The organism is Actinomadura sp. NEAU-AAG7, from assembly GCF_018603865.1.
GTDB classification, from domain to species: domain Bacteria; phylum Actinomycetota; class Actinomycetes; order Streptosporangiales; family Streptosporangiaceae; genus Spirillospora; species Spirillospora litoris.
Window position 1 is genome coordinate 195,321 of the sequence record NZ_JAHFZY010000010.1, and the last position, 17,369, is coordinate 212,689.

General features: G+C 72.1%; 12 protein-coding genes and 2 tRNA genes. 5 read left to right on the forward strand and 9 right to left on the reverse strand.

The annotated features are described in order from the left end of the window. Positions 1-12 precede the first annotated feature (12 nt). Both KLI87_RS36085 and KLI87_RS36090 read right to left on the reverse strand, forming a co-directional pair. Positions 13-2,220: a glycosyltransferase family 39 protein gene (locus tag KLI87_RS36085; RefSeq protein ID WP_214620619.1), complete on the reverse strand. Its 2,208-nt coding sequence runs from the start codon at positions 2,218-2,220 to the stop codon at positions 13-15. Beyond that, complete coding sequence (locus KLI87_RS36090; RefSeq protein ID WP_250904600.1) at positions 2,217-3,530, reverse strand: glycosyltransferase; 1,314 nt, start codon at positions 3,528-3,530, stop codon at positions 2,217-2,219. The genes KLI87_RS36085 and KLI87_RS36090 overlap by 4 nt, the downstream gene beginning before the upstream one ends. 28 nt (positions 3,531-3,558) lie before the next feature. On the opposite strand from KLI87_RS36090, the gene KLI87_RS41325 reads away from it, so the two are divergent. Next, a complete protein-coding gene (locus tag KLI87_RS41325) occupies positions 3,559-4,086 on the forward strand; it encodes a hypothetical protein (protein WP_214620620.1) in 528 nt (175 codons plus the stop codon). Positions 4,087-5,117: 1,031 nt separating this feature from the next. On the opposite strand, the gene KLI87_RS36100 is transcribed toward KLI87_RS41325, so the two are convergent. After that, a tRNA-Gly gene (locus tag KLI87_RS36100) sits at positions 5,118-5,188 on the reverse strand. Positions 5,189-5,313: 125 nt separating this feature from the next. On the opposite strand from KLI87_RS36100, the gene KLI87_RS36105 reads away from it, so the two are divergent. Next, positions 5,314-5,387 (forward strand) — tRNA-Pro (locus KLI87_RS36105). 41 nt (positions 5,388-5,428) lie between these two features. Here the strand turns inward: KLI87_RS36105 and alaS are convergent. Both alaS and KLI87_RS36115 read right to left on the reverse strand, forming a co-directional pair. Beyond that, positions 5,429-8,017, reverse strand: a complete 2,589-nt coding sequence (gene alaS / locus KLI87_RS36110) for an alanine--tRNA ligase (protein ID WP_214620621.1) — start codon at positions 8,015-8,017, stop codon at positions 5,429-5,431. A gap of 218 nt (positions 8,018-8,235) precedes the next feature. Further along, the gene (locus tag KLI87_RS36115; RefSeq protein WP_214620622.1) at positions 8,236-8,631 is read right to left on the reverse strand and encodes a helix-turn-helix domain-containing protein; all 396 of its coding nucleotides are present in this window, start codon (positions 8,629-8,631) and stop codon (positions 8,236-8,238) included. 122 nt (positions 8,632-8,753) lie between these two features. Here KLI87_RS36115 and KLI87_RS36120 point away from each other — a divergent pair, with 122 nt between their 5' ends. Beyond that, positions 8,754-9,329, forward strand: coding sequence for a YceI family protein (locus tag KLI87_RS36120; protein WP_214620623.1), 576 nt, complete (start codon positions 8,754-8,756; stop codon positions 9,327-9,329). Between the two features lie 188 nt (positions 9,330-9,517). Then, positions 9,518-12,076 (forward strand): tetratricopeptide repeat protein, encoded by a 2,559-nt coding sequence (locus tag KLI87_RS36125; RefSeq protein ID WP_214620624.1) that lies wholly within the window; start codon positions 9,518-9,520, stop codon positions 12,074-12,076. 104 nt (positions 12,077-12,180) lie between these two features. Here the strand turns inward: KLI87_RS36125 and KLI87_RS36130 are convergent, their stop codons facing one another. Further along, positions 12,181-13,956 carry a glycosyl hydrolase family 18 protein gene (locus KLI87_RS36130; RefSeq protein ID WP_308166463.1) on the reverse strand — a complete coding sequence of 592 codons (1,776 nt, stop codon included), beginning with the start codon at positions 13,954-13,956 and terminating at the stop codon, positions 12,181-12,183. Positions 13,957-14,210: 254 nt separating this feature from the next. After that, positions 14,211-14,702, reverse strand: coding sequence for a MarR family winged helix-turn-helix transcriptional regulator (locus tag KLI87_RS36135; RefSeq protein WP_214620625.1), 492 nt, complete (start codon positions 14,700-14,702; stop codon positions 14,211-14,213). Between the two features lie 61 nt (positions 14,703-14,763). On the opposite strand from KLI87_RS36135, the gene KLI87_RS36140 reads away from it, so the two are divergent. Beyond that, complete coding sequence (locus KLI87_RS36140) at positions 14,764-15,183, forward strand: cupin domain-containing protein (protein ID WP_214620626.1); 420 nt, start codon at positions 14,764-14,766, stop codon at positions 15,181-15,183. A gap of 3 nt (positions 15,184-15,186) precedes the next feature. Here KLI87_RS36140 and KLI87_RS36145 read toward each other — a convergent pair whose 3' ends face one another. Then, positions 15,187-15,831 carry a response regulator transcription factor gene (locus tag KLI87_RS36145; RefSeq protein ID WP_214620627.1) on the reverse strand — a complete coding sequence of 215 codons (645 nt, stop codon included), beginning with the start codon at positions 15,829-15,831 and terminating at the stop codon, positions 15,187-15,189. Next, positions 15,783-17,084, reverse strand: a complete 1,302-nt coding sequence (locus KLI87_RS36150) for a sensor domain-containing protein (protein WP_308166464.1) — start codon at positions 17,082-17,084, stop codon at positions 15,783-15,785. Before KLI87_RS36150 ends, KLI87_RS36145 begins: the two co-directional genes overlap by 49 nt. Positions 17,085-17,369: the final 285 nt, after the last annotated feature.

Sequence of the window (17,369 nt, forward strand, 5' to 3'; positions counted from 1 at the left end):
TCACCCCCGGTCTCAGCGAGCCGCGCAGTCGTAGAGGGTAGCGGCCCCTCCCCTCCCAGCGGCGCCGCCGGGGCCGCCGGGGCCGCCTCCGGTGGGCGTGCCGGAGCCGCCGTAGACCGACGGCGCCACGGCCCGGCAGTGGCCGGTGACCCACGCGGTCCGCCGCGCGGCCGCGCTGTCTCGGCTTGGGAACGGGCCACCGCCGCCCGGCGTCGCGGAGGCGAGGACGAAACGGAGCTCGCCGCTGTGCGTCCACCGCTCAAGCCGCCGGACGGACGGTGCGTCGTCGGCCGAGGTGAAGCCACCCATGCCGATGACGTGCGAGTCGCTGTGCAGGATGAACGCCGACGCCGCCATCGCGCCGCCCTCGACGGCCAGCGTGATCCGCGCGGAGCCGGAGTTGCGGCGCGCGTAGTCGAGGATCTTGCGCTGGTCGGCGGTGAGCGCGGCCGCGTCCCCTGGCCCGCCTCCGGGCGGGAAGGGCCCCGGCGGAACGGGCCCGCCGCGCGACGTGCCCCCCGGCACGGCACCGGGCGTCGCCGGGCCTGACGGGAGGCCGCGCGGCCCGCCCGGCCCGTCCTGGCCGGGCCGGGTCCGTCCGTCCCGGCCGGAGGAGGGCATCCTCATCGGTCCCGCCGCCGGGATGACGGCGCTCATCGAGGTGGGCCCGTCCGCCGGGACGAACGCGGCCCACGCGCCCGGCGCGACCAGCACCGCCGCCGCTGCGACCGCGAGCGCGATGGGCAGTAGCCGGGCCGTTGCCCTGTGGGGGGACGACCTCCCACGCCTCCCGGAACCGCCCGGGGACCAGAACGCGGCGCACAGCAGCACGACCGCCGCCGTCCCGGTCACGGCCACCGGCCACACCAGCCACCCGTGCCATTCCGGCGCCCGCCGGATGACGACGACGGCCCACGCCGCCGTGACCGCGACCGTGACCGCCGCGACCGGAGCGGGCCACCGTTCGCCTGCCCGTTGCGCGCGGACCAGCACGGCCGCCAGGCCCCCGCACAGGGCACCGATCGCCGGGGCGAGCTGCGTCGTGTAGTACTCGTGGAAGATCCCTTCCTGCATGGAGAACACCCCGGCGCACACCACCAGCCACAGGCTCCACAGGACCCATCCCGAGACGGGAAGGGCCGTAGCCTCCGGCAGGCGGCCGCGGCGGCGCAGCACCGCCACCGCCACCGCGGTCACGACGGCCACCGCGCACACCGGCAGCAGCCAGCTGATCTGGCCGCCGACCGCGTCGCCGAACATCCGCAGCGGGCCGGTGCCCCCGCCGAACGGCGCGCCCGGCCCGCGCGGCGCCCCCGAACCGCCGGGAGGGGCGCCTCCCGGACCGGGACCGCCGGGGCCGGGGCCCTGCCCGAAGACGCGGCCGAGGCCGTTGTAGCCGACGACCAGGTCCCAGGCCGAGCCGTCCTCACTGCCGCCGATGTACGGCTTGTCGCCAGGCCACACCGCTACCATCGCCACCCACCACAGCGACGAGACGGCCAGGACCGCGCCCGCCGCCGCCAGCCGCCAGATCCTCGCGATCCAGGGGCCGCCCGCCCCGATGAGCCAGGCGGCGGTGAAGGCGGGCAGCACCATCCACGCCGCGAGCATCTTGGTGACGAACCCGCAGCCGATCAGGAACGCGGCCCCGCACAGCCACCACGTCGCCGCCTGCCCCGCGGGTTCCCGCACGGCCCGGGTCAGCGCATACGCCGCGCATACCAGCAGCAGGAGCAGCGGGGCGTCGAGATTGTTGCTGCGGGTGATCGCGACGGTGACCGGGGTCAGTGTCAGGACGAGCGCGGCGACCAGCCCGGCGACCTCACCCGCCCAGCGGCGCACCGTCCGGTGCAGCACCAGTACCGCCAGGACGCCCTCGACCACCTGGGGCAGCAGCAGCGACCAGCCGTGCAGCCCGAAGACCTTGCTGCTGATCACCTGTGGCCACAGCCCGGCCGGGGGCTTGTCCACGGTGACCACGCCCGCCGGATCGTACGAGCCGAACATGAAGTTGGTGAAGCCACCCCCCATCGACTTCACTGCCGCCGAATAGTACGTGTTCCCCCACCCCAGCGAGTTGAGCGACCACCCGTACAGGACGCAGGCGGCGGAGAGGATCGCGCCGAGCGCGACAGCGGGCGCCCAGCCGGGCAGGGAGCGCGGCCCGGCCGCGGGCGGCTGCGGAGGGGAGTCGGCCGAGGCGACGACGTCGGAGCTCATGAGGTTTCGCTTTCATTGAGGGTTTCGCCGAGGGACGGTGAGCGGCGGCGGAACACCGCCGTCCGCAGCACCACGAACCGGATCGCGGTGACCAGCACCGAGGCGACCGCCAGAACCAGCGTCTCGGCGGCATGCGACGCGCCCGGATCGGCCTGCTGGAACACCAGTACGCCCGCGGACGTCACCGAGTACCCCACGGTGAACAGGGCCCCGGCGCCCAGATGCGCGCGGCCGGCGCCGACCGCGGACCCGCGGAAGGTCAGCCGCCGGTTCGCCTCGGTGTTGAGCACCGTCAGCACCACCAGCGACACCAGGTTGGCCAGCGCCGCGGGCCACCACGACCGCAGCAGCCAGTACAGCAGCGCCTGCCCTGCCGTGGAGACGACGCCGATCGCCACGAAGCAGACCAGCTCCCAGGTGAGCGCCGTCCGCCTGCGTGGGGGCGCGAGCACCGCGTCGGGGTGCTCGGCGGACGGCGCGGCCCGTCGCGGCACCGCGACGTCGGCGGCCCCGGACGCCTTCAGCCTCGCCATACGCCACATCCCCTTCAGATCGTCCAGCGCCGTCCGGACCACGCGGACGCGGGTGTCGACGTCCTCCACCCAGTCGACCGGCACCTCGTGAACGCGCAGCCCGTTGTGCTCGGCGAGCACCAGCAGTTCGGTGTCGAAGAACCACGCGTCGTCCTCGGTGACCGCGAGCAGCGGCCGGACGACCCGCGTCCGCGCGGCCTTGAAGCCGCACTGCGCGTCACTGAACCGGGTGCCGAGCCCGTGCCGGAGCAGCGCGTTGTAGCAGCGCGAGATCAGCTCCCGCCGCGGCCCGCGCACGGTGCGGGCGCCGGGCGCGAGCCGGCTGCCGATCGCCAGGTCCGAATGCCCGCTGGCCAGGGGCGCGAGCAGCGGCAGCAGCCCGTCCAGCCCGGTCGACAGGTCCACGTCCATATAGGCGACGATGTCGGCCTCGCTCATCGCCCACGCCGTTCGCAGGGCCAGACCGCGCCCCTTGCGGCTCAGGTGCAGCACGCTCACCCCGGGCAGCTCGGACGCGAGCCCGCGCGCGACCAACAGCGTCCGGTCGGTACTGGCATTGTCGACAACGGTGACCCGCCACGCGAACGGCAGGTGCTCCAGCAGATAGGCGTGCAAAGTGTGCACGCAGCCGGGAAGCGCCCGCTCCTCGTTGTGGACGGGCAGGACGATCTCCACGGTCGGCATCGCGGACGGTTCCGCGGCCGGGACGGCAGGGGGCTGGAAGGGCTCGGCGGCATTGTCCGCGGCCGAGCCGACCTCACTGGACGCAGGCGTCATGGGATCCTCGAAAGGCAGGGGGCGGGAAGTGCGACCGCGCCAGGCACACGGGGACGCCTGCCGCGTCCCGGAGCGGGGGCCCCATGACACTCCCGGAACACCCGGAAGATCAACGGGGAAAAAGCAGGGAATTCGCCGAGAGTCTTCTCGCGCCGCAAAGACCGCCAGGTGGGAGCGCCTCACGAGCCCAGGCGCCGGGAAGGGCGGCGCTCCCTTCCTCACCGCGAAGGACGCCACTGCCGACCGGATCGCCGGGCTGACCGCGAGCGGGGACAACTACGTCGCCGAGACGTTCAGCCTGGACGAGGTCATCCTGCGGGTCCGCGCGATCCCGCGCCGGACCAGACACTCGGACGCCGATGCCGAAGACGGGGTGCCGCGCTCCGCGGATCTCGAACTGGACCGGATTCCGGCCTACGACCTCGGTGGCGGCAGCCAATGGTGGAGTCCCACGGACGATCATCACGCTTCGCGAGATGGGCTCGGCGCTATCGCGGCCGATGCCTGCCATCGGGTCGCTGACCAGGTGTTTCGACGTGTACAGGCCATGGAGTGACCGCCGAGTCACCAAATGAGATGGCTTCTAAAGCTGTTTCCTCACAGCTCCAGCAAAGCCCCGGCCTACCCGGCTACCGTGACGATGAGAGGGCATAGCTCACGACGGTGAGATGTTCGTGGAGGCGGACCATGGCCGAGACGGAGCCCCCAGCCGATGGCGTGCAGAATACCCACTCCGGAACGTCTGATGTCGTCCTGCAGGCCCGCGAGATTCAAGGCGGAGTTCATTTTAGCCAGGTACCTACGGAACGGATGCCGCCGACACCACATCAACTCCCGGCTGACGTGTCGGGATTCACCGGGTGTCGCCTGGACCTAGAGCAACTCGACGCCCTGCTGACCAGTCGGCCTGCGCAGCAACCGAGAGCGACGGCGTTGGCTGTCCACTGGGCCCACCGCGTTCTCGATCACTTCCCAGATGGGCAGCTGTATCTGAATCTGCCTGTCCCGCACTTACGCCTACCAACTCGCTAAGAGCAACGAGCTTCCCCGCAGGGTGTTTCGGGTCGGCAACTGCTATCGGGTGCCAACGGCAGACCTTCTCGCCCTCCTCGGCGCGGATGGAAGGGCGACTGTCCGAGCAGGCTTCAGTGATGCATAGATGCCGGTGTGCTCGACCCTGCCTCGCACAGGGCCTTATCGATGGCGCGGTTGATGGTTGCCTGGAGTGGATCGGCGCCAGGACCAGACTCGTCTCTCGCATCGGTGAGCAATCCTGGCGGTGCTGGAGAGCCAGCCGCCCTACCCTCCCAGGGCGATTGCCGACCGCTGGGCCCGAACTCAAGCCGCGTGCTACGGCATTTGTGCGCTTCTCGCCAACGGGCGCTCACAGCGCGGCAGGGAGCTGCCACCCTACCGCGTGGGATGAAGATCTTGCTCCAGGGTGGCTGCGCGGTTGTCCGATCGACCCGCCGTGGGGGCCCGGACCTGACGCCGGGGTCCGTCATGATCACGCCGGAGCCCGGTGACAGAAGATCTCGGGGTTCGTTCTCGATCTTGCGTGCAGCGCTCTGACCTGGGGAACTTGGGAGCGGGCGACGGGAATCGAACCCGCGTAGCCAGTTTGGAAGACTGGGGCTCTACCATTGAGCTACGCCCGCCGGCGGGGCGAGGGGGTGGTCCCTCAGGCGCCATCCCGTAGCGTACAGGGTTCCGGGAGTGGACGGGTTATCCGGGCGCGCGCGGGGTCCGGTCGGCATTAGACTTCACGGGTCGCGTGGTGCGGCGGGCTGTAGCGCAGTTTGGTAGCGCACCGGCTTTGGGTGCCGGGGGTCGTGGGTTCAAATCCCGCCAGCCCGACCCTGAGACGGGGCGGCCTGGGGCCGCCCCGTCGTTGTTCTTTATGGGGTCAGCAGGCGGCGGGCCTCGGTCGCCGCGAGGGTCAGGGCTGATTCCAGGCGGTCCGGGCGGCGGCCGCCCGCGCTTGCCACCGGGCCTTTTCCGCCCGCGCCGCCGCCCAGTTCGGACGCCGCGTCGCCCAGTAGGTGGCGGGCCTGGACGGTGTCGGACGAGACCGCCGCGACCAGGGTCGCCTTGGTGGCGGAGCGGGTGCCGAGTATCACCGCGCCGGGGCGGCGGGTGAGGACGCGGGTCGCCAGCGGGCGCAGGTCGGGGGTGTCCACGATCTGCGCCACGAGCCAGCCGCCGGGGAGGCGTTCCGCGGTTTCCGCCAGGCGGTGGGCCTGGGTCGTCAGTTCTGTTTCGCGGAGGGTCTCCAGGGTGCGTTGGGTTTCCGCGAGGGTCTCCAGACGTTGGCGGAGGCGGGTCGGTGCCTCGTTCGGGGGGACGTTCAGGAGGCTCGCGAGTTCGGTCAGCAGGGCGCGCTGGTGGTCGTGGTGGCGGAGCGCGTCCGCGCCGGTGAGGGCCTCGATCCGGCGGAGACCGGTGCCGATGGACGATTCGCCGACGATGTGCACCGGGCCCGCCTGGGATCCGTGGCCAACGTGGGTGCCGCCGCAGAGTTCGCGGGACGCGTCGCCGATGTCGACGACGCGCACGTGGTTTCCGTACTTCTCGCCGAACAGCGCGGTCGCGCCCGCCTTCTCCGCTTCGGCGCGGCTTGTTTCCCAGACGTGGACGTCCGGGTCGTCCAGGAGGTAGTCGTTCACCAGGGTCTGGATCGTGTCGATGTCGATCGGGGTGAAGTGCGCGAAGTCGAACCGGAGGCGGCCGGGTTCGACACGGGAGCCGCGCTGGGCCGCGTGGTCGCCGAGGACGCGCCGGAGCATCGCGTGCAGGACGTGGGTCGCGCTGTGGGAGCGCGCCGTCGCCGCGCGGCGGGAGGCGTCGACGAGTGCCTCTGCTTCCTGGCCCGGACGCACTTCGCCTTGCAGGACCTCGACCTTGTGGATGTGCAGTCCGTCCAGGCCGGGGCGTGTGTCCAGGACGCGGAGGACGCCGTCGGTGGTGCGGAGCGTTCCGGTGTCGCCGACCTGGCCGCCCGCCTCCGCGTAGAAGGGGCTCCGGGAGAGGATCACTTCGACGGTGTCACCCTCGCGCGCGCTTGGCAGCACGTCCGTTTCGGAGAGGAGTGCCAGCAGGCGTGTCTCGGACGAGGTCGTCTCGTATCCGACGAAGTCGGTGAGGCCGTGTTCGGTGACGATTCGCCGGTACAGGTCCTGGCGCGCGACCGCGTCGCCCTTGCGTCCTTGCCCTGCTCGGTGGGCCTGGCGGCGTTGGTCTTCCAGGAGTTCGCCGAACGCGTCCATGTCCACGGTGAGGCCCGCCGAGCGCGCCGCGTCCAGGGTGAGGTCGATGGGGAAGCCGTAGGTGTCGTGCAACTCGAACGCGGTCCGCCCGGAGAGGGTGGTCTTCGCGGTGCTGATCGCGGTGTCGAGGAGGCGCGAGCCCTGGCGCAGGGTTCGCTCGAAGCCCTCTTCCTCGGCGGTGACGACCTGCCGGATCAATTCCCGGTGGGGTTCCAGTTCAGGGTGGGTCACGCTCGCGGTCAGCGGCGCCAGCGCCGGCTCGTCGATGCCGAGGCGGCGGACGTGGCGGATCGCGCGGCGCATGAGGCGGCGCAGCACGTAGCCGCGGCCGTCGCGGGAGGGCAGGACGCCCTCCGCGATGAGGAAGGCGATCGAGCGCGCGTGTTCGGTGACGACGCGGAACGAGGTCGAGGTCTCGCTTCCGTCGCGTCCCGGATATTCGCGGCCCGCCATTTCCCCGACGCGTCGCAGGGTCGGGGAGAGGAGGTCGGTCTCGCAGACGGTGTCGACGCCCTGGAGGATCGCGGCGAGGCGGTCGAGGCCGAGGCCGGTGTCGATGTTCTTGGACGGAAGTTCACCCAGGATCGGATATCCGTCCTTCGCTGGGCCCTCGCCCCGGAGGTTCTGCATGAAGACGAGGTTCCACAGTTCCTGGTAGCGCTCGCCGTCCACCGCGGGGCCGCCCTCGCGGCCGAATGCCGGGCCCCGGTCGTAGTGCAGTTCGGACGAGGGACCGCACGGGCCGGGCGTGCCCATCGACCAGAAGTTGTCCTCCATGCCGAGCCGCTGGATCCGTTCCTGGGGGACGCCCATCCGGCGCCAGAGCCGTTCGGCCTCGTCATCGTCCTTGTAGACGGTGACCCAGAGGCGTTCGGAGTCGAGGCCGTAGTGGCGGGTGAGCAGCTCCCACGCCCAGGAGATCGCCTCCGGCTTGAAGTAGTCGCCGAAGGAGAAGTTGCCGAGCATCTCGAAGAACGTCGAGTGCCGGGTCGTCCGGCCGACGTTCTCGATGTCGCCCATGCGCGCGCATTTCTGCACGGACATGAGCCGGGGATGGTCCGGGACGTCCTCGCCGAGGAAGTAGGGCTTGAACTGGTTCATGCCCGCGTTGGTCAGCAGCAGCGTCGGGTCGGACTGGACGAGCGGGCCGGACGGGACGGCGTGGTGGCCGCGTTCCCGGAAGAAGTCCAGAAAGGTCGAACGGATGTCAGAAGAGCGCATGGGACGGCCTCACGAGGTCGATGGGATGACGGCGCACACCGCCGAGCCGGGCCGGGCGCGACTGCCCGTTCCCCGGCTCGGCGCGGCTAGCTCGCCGTCCCACCTCGTGAAAGACCATCGGATTTCCCGCTCGATTCGCCTGTGACCTGATCACGTTACCTCGCGGTGCCGCTCCGCCGCACTTCCTTAAACGCTGCGGGAGCGGTACCGGGGCGGCCTCAGGACGACCGGAGCGCGTCGAGTTCGGCGGTGCGCAGGTCGTAGTCGGCGCGGGCGGCGTCGATCTCGTCGAGGTGGGCCTCGGCCCAGCCGACGAGGGCGCTGGCGGCGTCCAGGAGGGTCGCGCCGAGCGGGGTCAGCGCGTAGTCGACGCGGGGCGGCATGACCGGGAACACGGTGCGGCTGACGATGCCGTCGCGCTCCAGGCCGCGCAGCGTGACCGTGAGCATCCGCTGGCTGATGCCGTCGATCTCCCGTTTGAGCTCGGTGAACCGCTTGGTGCCCTCGCCGAGCATCGCGATCACCTGGAGCGACCACTTGTCGCCGACGCGGTCGAGGATCTCGCGGGCGCGGCACATCGAGGGGCGGTGCTCGCGGAACGCGTTCGGCTCCATGGTTCTCTCCAGGTGACCGGGGCAGTTAAAAGTGCCTTCTTGTGCAGGTATCCGGGGCGGAAGCACGATGGAGGCGGTTCCGATCCAGAACCGCCTTACTCTTCATAACAATAGGAGACACGATGACCGCCCAGCTTGTCGAGATCCCCGGCTACGTCGCGGGCACCTGGACGATCGACCCCGTGCACTCCAGCGTGGGCTTCGCGATCCGGCACCTGATGGTCAGCAAGGTCCGGGGGCGGTTCGCCGAGTTCGAGGGCACGATCGTGACGGGTGAGGACGTGCTGGACTCCTCGGTGACCGCCACCATCGACCTCGCCTCCGTCGACACCGGCAACGCCCAGCGCGACGAGCACGTCAAGGCCGCCGACTTCCTGGAGGTGGAGAGGTACCCGTCGATGACCTACCGCTCGACCGGCCTGCGGCGCGAGGGCGACGGGTTCGTCCTGGACGGGGAGCTGACCCTGCGCGGCGTCACCCGCCAGGTGCCGCTGCGGCTGGAGGTCGGCGGCTTCGGCCCCGACCCGTTCCTGCAGGACGACCCGTTCAGGGGGGCCCGCGCCGGCTTCACCGCGACCGGCGAGATCAACCGGCTGGACTTCGGCGTGGGGGACGACGGCACGATCCCCGGCGGCGGGCTCGCGCTGGGGGAGAAGGTGCAGCTCGTCCTGGAGATCGAGGCGTCCCTCCAGATCTGACCGCCGGGCCCTCCGGAAATCCCGGCGTTCAACCTCCGTTTCCCTGTCGTTCCGACATCTCGCCGTATCGGGCGAGATCATGCGAGAAGGGTGAAATCTGCCCTTGATGCCGCGATCGTGAGGGCCCAGGATGGCGCGCGCGGGGGCGTCACGAGGCGGAGGGCGCGGAGCGACGCGGAGGGACGCGGATGCCGAACGGGACGTCCGGCACCGGGACGGGGACGGACGGCGCGGCCGGGGAGGGCGGCCGCCGCGCGCGGCTGGCGGCGCCGGGCATCGTGGGGCTCCTCGCCGCGGTGATCACGGGGGTCACGACCTCGCTGGACGCGCTGGAGCTGCCCGGCCCCGCGCAGCTCATGGTGACCGGCGGCGTCGCCGCGCTCGCCGGGGTGGCGGCCTGGGCGGCGCAGCCGCCGGGCCCGGGGGACGGGGGCGACCAGCGGGAGGTCGCCGGGCGGCCGCCGGCGCAGCTCCCGCCGGTCATCGCGCACTTCACCGGCCGCGGCGAGCCGCTGGACGCGCTGCGCCGCGCCGTCGCCGACGGCACCGCCTCGCCCGCGTCGCCGCTGGTGGTGTCGCTGCACGGGCCGGCGGGGGTGGGCAAGTCGGCGCTGGCCGCCCGGTTCGCGCACGAGATCGCCGACGACTATCCGGACGGGCGCCTCTACTTCGACCTGCGCGGCGCGGGGGACGCGCGGGTCCGCCCGGAGGAGGTGCTGATCGGGTTCCTCCAGGCGCTGGGCGTGCGGCTGGCGACCGACCCGGGGGGCCTGCCGGAGCTGCAGAAGCTGTGGTGGACGTGGACGCGCGGCCTGCGCCTGCTCGTCCTGCTGGACAACGCCCGCGACGGCGACCAGGTGAAGGCGCTGCTGCCGCCGGGCGGCGGCAGCGTGGTGCTGGTGACCTCGCGGCAGCCGCTGCACCTGCGCGGCACCTTCGACCGGAGGCTGCCGGAGTTCAGCGCCGCCGACGCCGTCGAGCTGCTCGGGCTGCTGGCGGGCCGGGAGCGGATCCTCGCCGACCCGGACGCGGCGGCCGGGATCGCCGACCTGTGCGGGTACCTGCCGCTGGCCGTCGGGATCTGCGGCGGGCGCCTGGCGGCCCGCGAGTCCTGGACGCCGCGCGCGATGGCCGACCGGCTCCAGGACGAGCGCCGCCGCCGGCTGGACGAGCTGGAGACCGCGCGGGAGATCGACAAGAGCGTCCGCGCGAGCCTCGCGCTCAGCTACGACGACTGCAGCCGCACGCAGCGCCGCCTGCTGCGCACGCTCGGCCTGCTGGCGGTGCCCGACGTCCAGGCGTGGGCGGCGGGCGCGCTGCTCGGCGTGTCGGACCTGGAGGGCGACGACCAGCTGGAGGCGCTGGTGGACGCCCAGCTCGTCGAGTGCTCGGGGACGGACGCGACGGGCGCGATGCGCTACCGGCTGCACGACCTCGTCCGCCTCTACGCGCAGGAGCGGGCCGAGCGGGAGGACACCGCGGCCGAGCGGGACGCGGCGGTCGAGCGCGTCCTGGACGGCTACCGCGAGCGCGCCGAGCGGGTCGCGGCGAGCCGCTGGCCGCAGGACTGGCAGCGCGGGGCCGGGCAGGTGCCGGGGCCGGAGTACTCGGCGGTGGACTGGCTGAGCAGCGAGCGGCTGGCCGTCCTCGCGCTGCTGGACCAGGGCGCGGGCCGCGGGATGTGGGGGCTGGTCTGGCGGCTCGGCCGGGCGTCCTGCTCGATCTTCCACTCGCTGCGCGTGTTCTGGCCGGAGTGGCGCGCGGCGGCCGAGGTGACCCACCGGGTCGCGGCGCACATGGACGACGAGCGCTCGCTGGGCATCGCGCTGCTGGAGCGCTCGTCGGTGGAGGGCAACCAGGGCCGCATGGAGAACGCGCTGGCCGACGCGTCCGCCGCGCTCGCGCTGTTCACCTCCGCCCGCGAGACGTGGTGGCGGGCCCGCGCGCTGCGCACGATGGGCATGTGCATGCGGGACGAGGGCAACCTCGACGAGGCGCAGCGCTACCTGCTTGAGGCCATCGAGGAGTTCCGGCGGGAGGACGACGCGTGGTGGCAGGCCCGCACCCAGCGGAACCTGGCCGAGCTGCGGCTGGCGCAGCGCCGCTTCGAGGAGGCGCGCGGCCTGCTCGAAAGCTCGCTGGAGGTCTTCCAGCGCAACGGCAACCGCTACTCGGAGGCGCAGACGCTGCGCGCGCTCGGCGAGGTGCTCGCCTCCGAGGCGCGCCGGCTCCGCGCGGCGGGCGACGACGCGGCGGCCGAGATCAAGTACAGCCTGGCCGCGCCCGCGCTGGAGCGGGCCGCCGAGGCGTTCCGGCTGCGCGGCGAGCAGTGGGAGGAGGCGCGCTGCCTGCGCGCGGCGGGCGAGGTCGGCGACCTGCGCAACGGGCTGCGCGAGCTGGCGTTCGTCCGGCACGCCGAGCAGATGCTGGACGCGCTGGGCGACACCTGGGGCGTCGCCCGCACCCGCATCTCCGAGGGCCGCGCGCTCGGCCGCCTGGGCCGCCACGCCGAGGCCGCCGCCGCGCTGCGCCGGGCCGTGGCCGACTTCGACGAGGTGGGGAACCGCTGGTGGCAGGCCCGCAGCCGGCGGACGCTCGCCGAGATCCTGCTGGACGGGGGCGCTCCCGCCGAGGCCGCCGAGCCCGCGCGCGAGGCGCTGGAGCTGTACCAGAGCCTCGGCAACGCGGCGGGCGTGGCGCGGGCGCGGTCCGTCCTGGACCGCGCCTCGGGATCCGGTGGGCAGTAGGGGAGCAGTGGAAAAGGGGCGGGCCCCTGACCGGCGTCCGGTGTTGGTCAGGGGCCCGAAGTCTCGACTGTCTGAGGGGCTGGGAGGTGCCCCCTGCGAACAGCTCAGCCGAGACCGTTCTTGATCGCGGTGATCAGCTCACCGCCCGTCGTGTCTCCGCTCAGCTCCCAGAAGAAGGAGCCGCCGAGGCCCTCGCCCTTGGCCCAGGCCATCTTCCCGCGGATGGTGGCCGGGGTGTCATAGCTCCACCAGTCGCTGCCGCACTTGGCGTAGGCGGTGCCGGCGATGGTCTTGTTGGCCGGGCACTTGTTCTTGAGGACCTTGTAGTCCTCGATGCCCGCCTCGTAGGTGCCGCCCGCGGGACCGGTGGCGGTGCCGCCGGGGGCCTCTTCGGTGACGCCCGTCCAGCCGCGGCCGTAGAAGCCGATGCCGATCAGCAGCTTGTTCGCCGGCACACCGAGGCGCTTCAGCTTGCCGATCGTGTCGGCCGTGTTGAAGCCCTCGTGCGGGATGCGGTCGTAGCGGGTCAGCGGCGAGTGCGGCGCCGTCGGGCCCTTGGCGTCCCAGCCGCCGAAGTAGTCGTAGGTCATCGGGTTGTACCAGTCGACGTACTGCGCGGCGCCTCCGTAGTCGGTGGCGTCCATCTTGCCGCCCTCGCTGGCGTCGGCGGTGATGGCCGCCGTCACGAGGTTGCCGGTGCCGAACTTGGCCCGGACGGCGCCCAGGAGGTTCTTGAACGCGTCCTTGCCGCTGGTGTCGCAGCTCAGGCCGCACGCGTTCGGGTACTCCCAGTCGATGTCGATGCCGTCGAACACGTCCGCCCAGCGCGGGTCCTCGACCAGCTTGTAGCAGGAGTCCGCGAACGCGGCCGGGTTCTTGGCGGCCTCGGTGAAGCCGCCCGACCAGGTCCAGCCGCCGAAGGAGAACAGCACCTTGAGGTTCGGGTACTTCTTCTTGAGCTTGCGGAGCTGGTTGAAGTTGCCGCGCAGCGGCTGGTCCCAGGTGTCGGCGACGCCGTCGACGCTCTCACCCGCCTGGTAGGCCTTGTCGTAGTCGGCGTAGCTGTCGCCGATCGTGCACCGGCCGCCCTGGACGTTGCCGAAGGCGTAGTTGATGTGGGTCAGCTTCGCGGCCGAGCCACTGGTGTCGATGTTCTTGACGTGGTAGCCGCGCTGGTAGATGCCCCACTGGGCGAAGTAGCCGATGACCTTGTCACCGGTGCCGGGGCCGGTGCCGCCGCCCTCGTCGGTGGTGACCGAGACCGGGGCGGACGCAGGGGACACGTTGCCGGCCTTGTCGCGGGCCTTCACCGTGAAGTCGTAGGCGGTCTTCGGCGTCAGGCCGGTGACGGTGACACCGGTCCCGGTGACGGTGGCGGCCTTGGTGCTGCCGTTGTAGACGTCGTAGCCGGTCACGCCGACGTTGTCGGTTGACGCGTTCCAGCTCAGCGCCACGGTGGTGGCGGACTTGCCGGTCGAGTGCAGGTTCCCGGGAGCGGTGGGGGCCTGCGTGTCGATCTCAGGCTCACCGGAGCCGTCGCAGGGGGAGCCGTTGATCTTACAGCCGGTGAACCAGCCCGGTCCGGTGCCGCCGAAGCCGAAGCTCACGGTCTTGCCGGCGGCGAGGCTGCCGTTCCATCCCACGTTCGTGAACGTGTAGTGGTCGCCGGAGACCGCCTTGTTCGCGTCCCACACCGATCCGATGGACGTGCCGGAGGGAAGGTCGCCCTCGATCTTCCAGGAGCTGATCCCGGCGCCCGTCCCGTTCGTGATCGTGCAGTTGCCCTGGAAGCCGGAGCCCCAGTCGGAGGTCTTGGTACACGACGCGGTCACGGCCTCCGCCGACGACGCGGGTGGCGCCGAGAGCAGGGTCGAGGCCACCGCTAGGGTCGCTACGCCGACGAGCGCTGTCGCTCGCCGGCCGCCCGGTCTGGACATGAGTCTCCGTTCAGTCCGTCCCCCGAACCAACAGGAAATCTCGGCCTTCTCTTAGGAAACTTTCCTAAGAAATTGCGCTGATGGTAACCGGGCGCGCAGGGGCGTTCAAGGGGCCCGCGCCGCCCGCGAACCGGGGTGTGCCGGGTGGTCTGCGTGACTGCCTGGGGACATACGGTCGTCTCGGCGGACCGAAAAAATCAGGCCGTACCGAACCATCCGGGGGCGTCCAGGCGCCACAGGCCGGTGGGCGCGATCTCCTTCAGATCGGCCTCCAGGGCCCGCACGCGGTCCGCTCCGAGCCGCTCCGTCCACGCGTCCCGGATGCGCTCGAAGATCTCCGCCGACCGCACGAGCGAGTCCACCCCGTGCGCCGTCAGCCGGACGATCTTGCGCCGCGCGTCGGCGGGGTCGGCCGCGCGCTCCACGTATCCCAGGCGCTCCAGCGACTCGACCATCTTGCCCGCGGCCTGCTTGGACACGCCGAGCCGGCGGCCGAGTTCGACCGCCGTGGTGCCGTGCGGGCCGATCGCCTGGAAGACGAAGCCGTGCATGGGGCGCATGTCGGGATGGCCCTGCCTCGCCAGCTCCTCGTGGGCCTCGTCGATGATCGTGCGGAACGCGAGGAACAGGCGGAGCGGCAGCTCGAAGCCGGGCGGGTCACCGCTCGGGCCGGCGGGTGCGCTTGACATAAAAGACAACCTCATTGACTATATGGACAACCACATTGTCTAACTTAGGGGATCGAGAGCCATGACGCTCGTCCGCGACGCCGAGAGCCGCCGCACCGACACGCCGAACGGGACCATGACCACCTTCGCCTCGCCGACCCAGGGCGGCACGTCCGGCCTCGCCGTCTGGCGGGTCGACATGCACGCGGGCAGGACGGGGCCCCGGCACGCCTTCGACACCGAGCAGGTGTGGACGTTCCTGGAGGGCACCGCGACCATCGACCTGGACGGCCGCACGCTGGAGGCCGGGCCGGGCGACACCCTCGTCCTGCCCGCCGGCGCGCCGCGCCAGATGACCGCCGCGCCGGACGCCGGGTTCACCGCCGTCGTCGCCGCGCCCGCCGGATGCCTCGCCTACGACCCCGACGCCCTGGTCGACCCGGGCAAGTGCGACCTCGCGCCGCAGGGCGAGGAGCGGATCGTTCCACTCTGGGCGCGCTAGGGGTCAGGTGCCGAGGTAGGCGAGGACGGCCAGCACCCTGCGGTTGTCGTCCTCGGACGGCGGCAGCCCGAGCTTGCCGAAGATGCTGTTGGTGTGCTTGCTGATCGCCTTCTCGGTGACGAACAGCTGCCCGGCGATCGCGGCGTTCGAGCGGCCCTCGGCCATCAGCCCGAGCACCTCGCGCTCGCGGGGGGTCAGCGCCTGCAGCGGCTCCTCGCGGGCGTGCCGGGTGAGCAGCTGGGACACCACGTCGGGGTCGAGGGCCGTCCCGCCGCCCGCGACCCGGCGCACCGCCTCGACGAACTGCGCGACGTCGGACACGCGGTCCTTCAGCAGGTAGCCGATGCCGCCCGAGCTGTCGGACAGCAGCTCGCGCGCGTAGAGCTGCTCGACGTGCTGCGACAGCACCAGCACCGGCAGGCCCGGCACCTGCTTGCGGGCCTCCAGCGCGGCGCGCAGGCCCTCGTCGGTGAAGGTCGGCGGGAGCCGCACGTCCACGACCGCGACGTCCGGACGGTGGGTGGTGAGCGCGCGCAGGAGCGACGGCCCGTTGTCCACGGCCTCGACGACCTCGAACCCGAACGCGCCCAGCAGGCGGATCAGCCCGTCCCGGAGGAGGGCAAGGTCTTCGGCGATGACAACGCGCACGGCAGCTCCATGGTCACGACGGTCGGTCCGCCCAGCGGACTCGTCACCGCCATCGTCCCATCGAACGCCCCCAGCCTGCGCTCGATACCGCGCATGCCGCTGCCCCCGCCGGGGTCGGCGCCGCCGGTCCCGTCGTCCCCGACGATCATCAGCAGCCGGCCCGACGCGTGCTCGATCTGGACCCACGCGCGGGCCGCGCCCGAGTGCTTGACGACGTTCGCGAGGATCTCCGCGACCGCGAAGTAGGCCGCCGACTCGACCGGGGCGTCCGCCCGTCCCGGCAGGTCGATCCGCACGTCGACCGGCAGCGGCAGCGTCAGCGCCAGCGCGCGGACGGCGCCGTCCAGGCCCCGCTCGGCCAGCACCGGCGGATGGATGCCCCGCACCAGGTCGCGCAGCTCGGTCAGCGCCGTGCCGCTGGACGCGCGCGCCTCGGCCAGCAACCGCTGCGCGGCCTCGGGGTCGTGCTTCATCATCTCCTCGGCGAGGCCGATGTTCATGCTCAGCGCCACCAGCCGCGCCTGCGCGCCGTCGTGCAGGTCGCGCTCGATGCGGCGCAGCTCGGCGGCCGAGGCGTCCACGGTCTCCGACCGGGACTCCGAGAGGCGGCGCACCCGCTCGGTCAGCGCGCCCTTCGTCGGCGCCAGCAGCGACTGCGTGAACAGCGCGTGCGCCTTCAGGACGACCCCGCCCAGCGGGACCGACACCACCGTGAGCGCGGCGCCCAGCACGACCGCGCCGGCGATCCCGAGCACGCCGTAGTCGTTCACCATCCAGAACGGGCCCCAGCCGTACTCGGTGACCAGCGTCAGCCACGGCGCCACGAACACGCCCTCCAGCCCGTACAGGGTCATGCCGCCCGCGAGCACGCCCGCGACCAGCCCGAGCGGGACGTTGAGGATCACCCAGAGCAGGTCGCGCCAGGTCGCCGGGTCGGTGAGCAGCCACCGCAGCCGGGCGAACGGGCCGAGCCCCCCGGGCGGCTCCGCGCGGTAGGGGACCGGGATCTCCACGCCCGACCACTCCGCCGCCCACGCGCGCTGCTGGTTCGCCACGCCGCGGATCGCCTGGATCGCGACCGGCGCCATCACCACCCCGAACCCCAGCGGGATGAACGCGATCGACAGCACGGTCAGGATGAACAGCGGCAGGTTCGCCGCGTACGCCACGACGATCTGGATCACGCTGCGCACGAAGTTGACGAGCGCCGTCCGCGCGCCCTCCGCGAAGCGGTCGACGAAACCCTCGCTCACCTGTGCTCCTCCTCCGGCCGGCCGAGGACCACCCCGTCCCAGTGTGCCCTTGCCCACCATTGTGGGCCGTCCCGGGAGGCCGGACGGTGGGGCTAGACCCCGTCTTCGCAGGGAACATGGGGGAGTTAACCCCACCCCCGAGGACGGCCGACGTCCGGGAGTGACAAGACAAGCGGCCCCGTTCCCTGGACAATGCTCAGCGATATCCAGGGGAGAAAGCGAATCCACGTCGTGACAGCCAGCACCAGCCAGACCTCGACCGACCAGACCGCCGCGAGCGGCCCG

Excerpts from the sequence above, each read along its gene's own strand:
- KLI87_RS36085 (WP_214620619.1), bottom strand. The coding sequence starts at position 2,220 with ATGAGCTCCGACGTCGTCGCCTCGGCCGACTCCCCTCCGCAGCCGCCC.
- KLI87_RS36090 (WP_250904600.1), bottom strand. The coding sequence starts at position 3,530 with ATGACGCCTGCGTCCAGTGAGGTCGGCTCGGCCGCGGACAATGCCGCC.
- alaS (WP_214620621.1), bottom strand. The coding sequence starts at position 8,017 with ATGCGCTCTTCTGACATCCGTTCGACCTTTCTGGACTTCTTCCGGGAA.
- KLI87_RS36115 (WP_214620622.1), bottom strand. The coding sequence starts at position 8,631 with ATGGAGCCGAACGCGTTCCGCGAGCACCGCCCCTCGATGTGCCGCGCC.
- KLI87_RS36120 (WP_214620623.1), top strand. The coding sequence starts at position 8,754 with ATGACCGCCCAGCTTGTCGAGATCCCCGGCTACGTCGCGGGCACCTGG.
- KLI87_RS36125 (WP_214620624.1), top strand. The coding sequence starts at position 9,518 with ATGCCGAACGGGACGTCCGGCACCGGGACGGGGACGGACGGCGCGGCC.
- KLI87_RS36135 (WP_214620625.1), bottom strand. The coding sequence starts at position 14,702 with ATGTCAAGCGCACCCGCCGGCCCGAGCGGTGACCCGCCCGGCTTCGAG.
- KLI87_RS36140 (WP_214620626.1), top strand. The coding sequence starts at position 14,764 with ATGACGCTCGTCCGCGACGCCGAGAGCCGCCGCACCGACACGCCGAAC.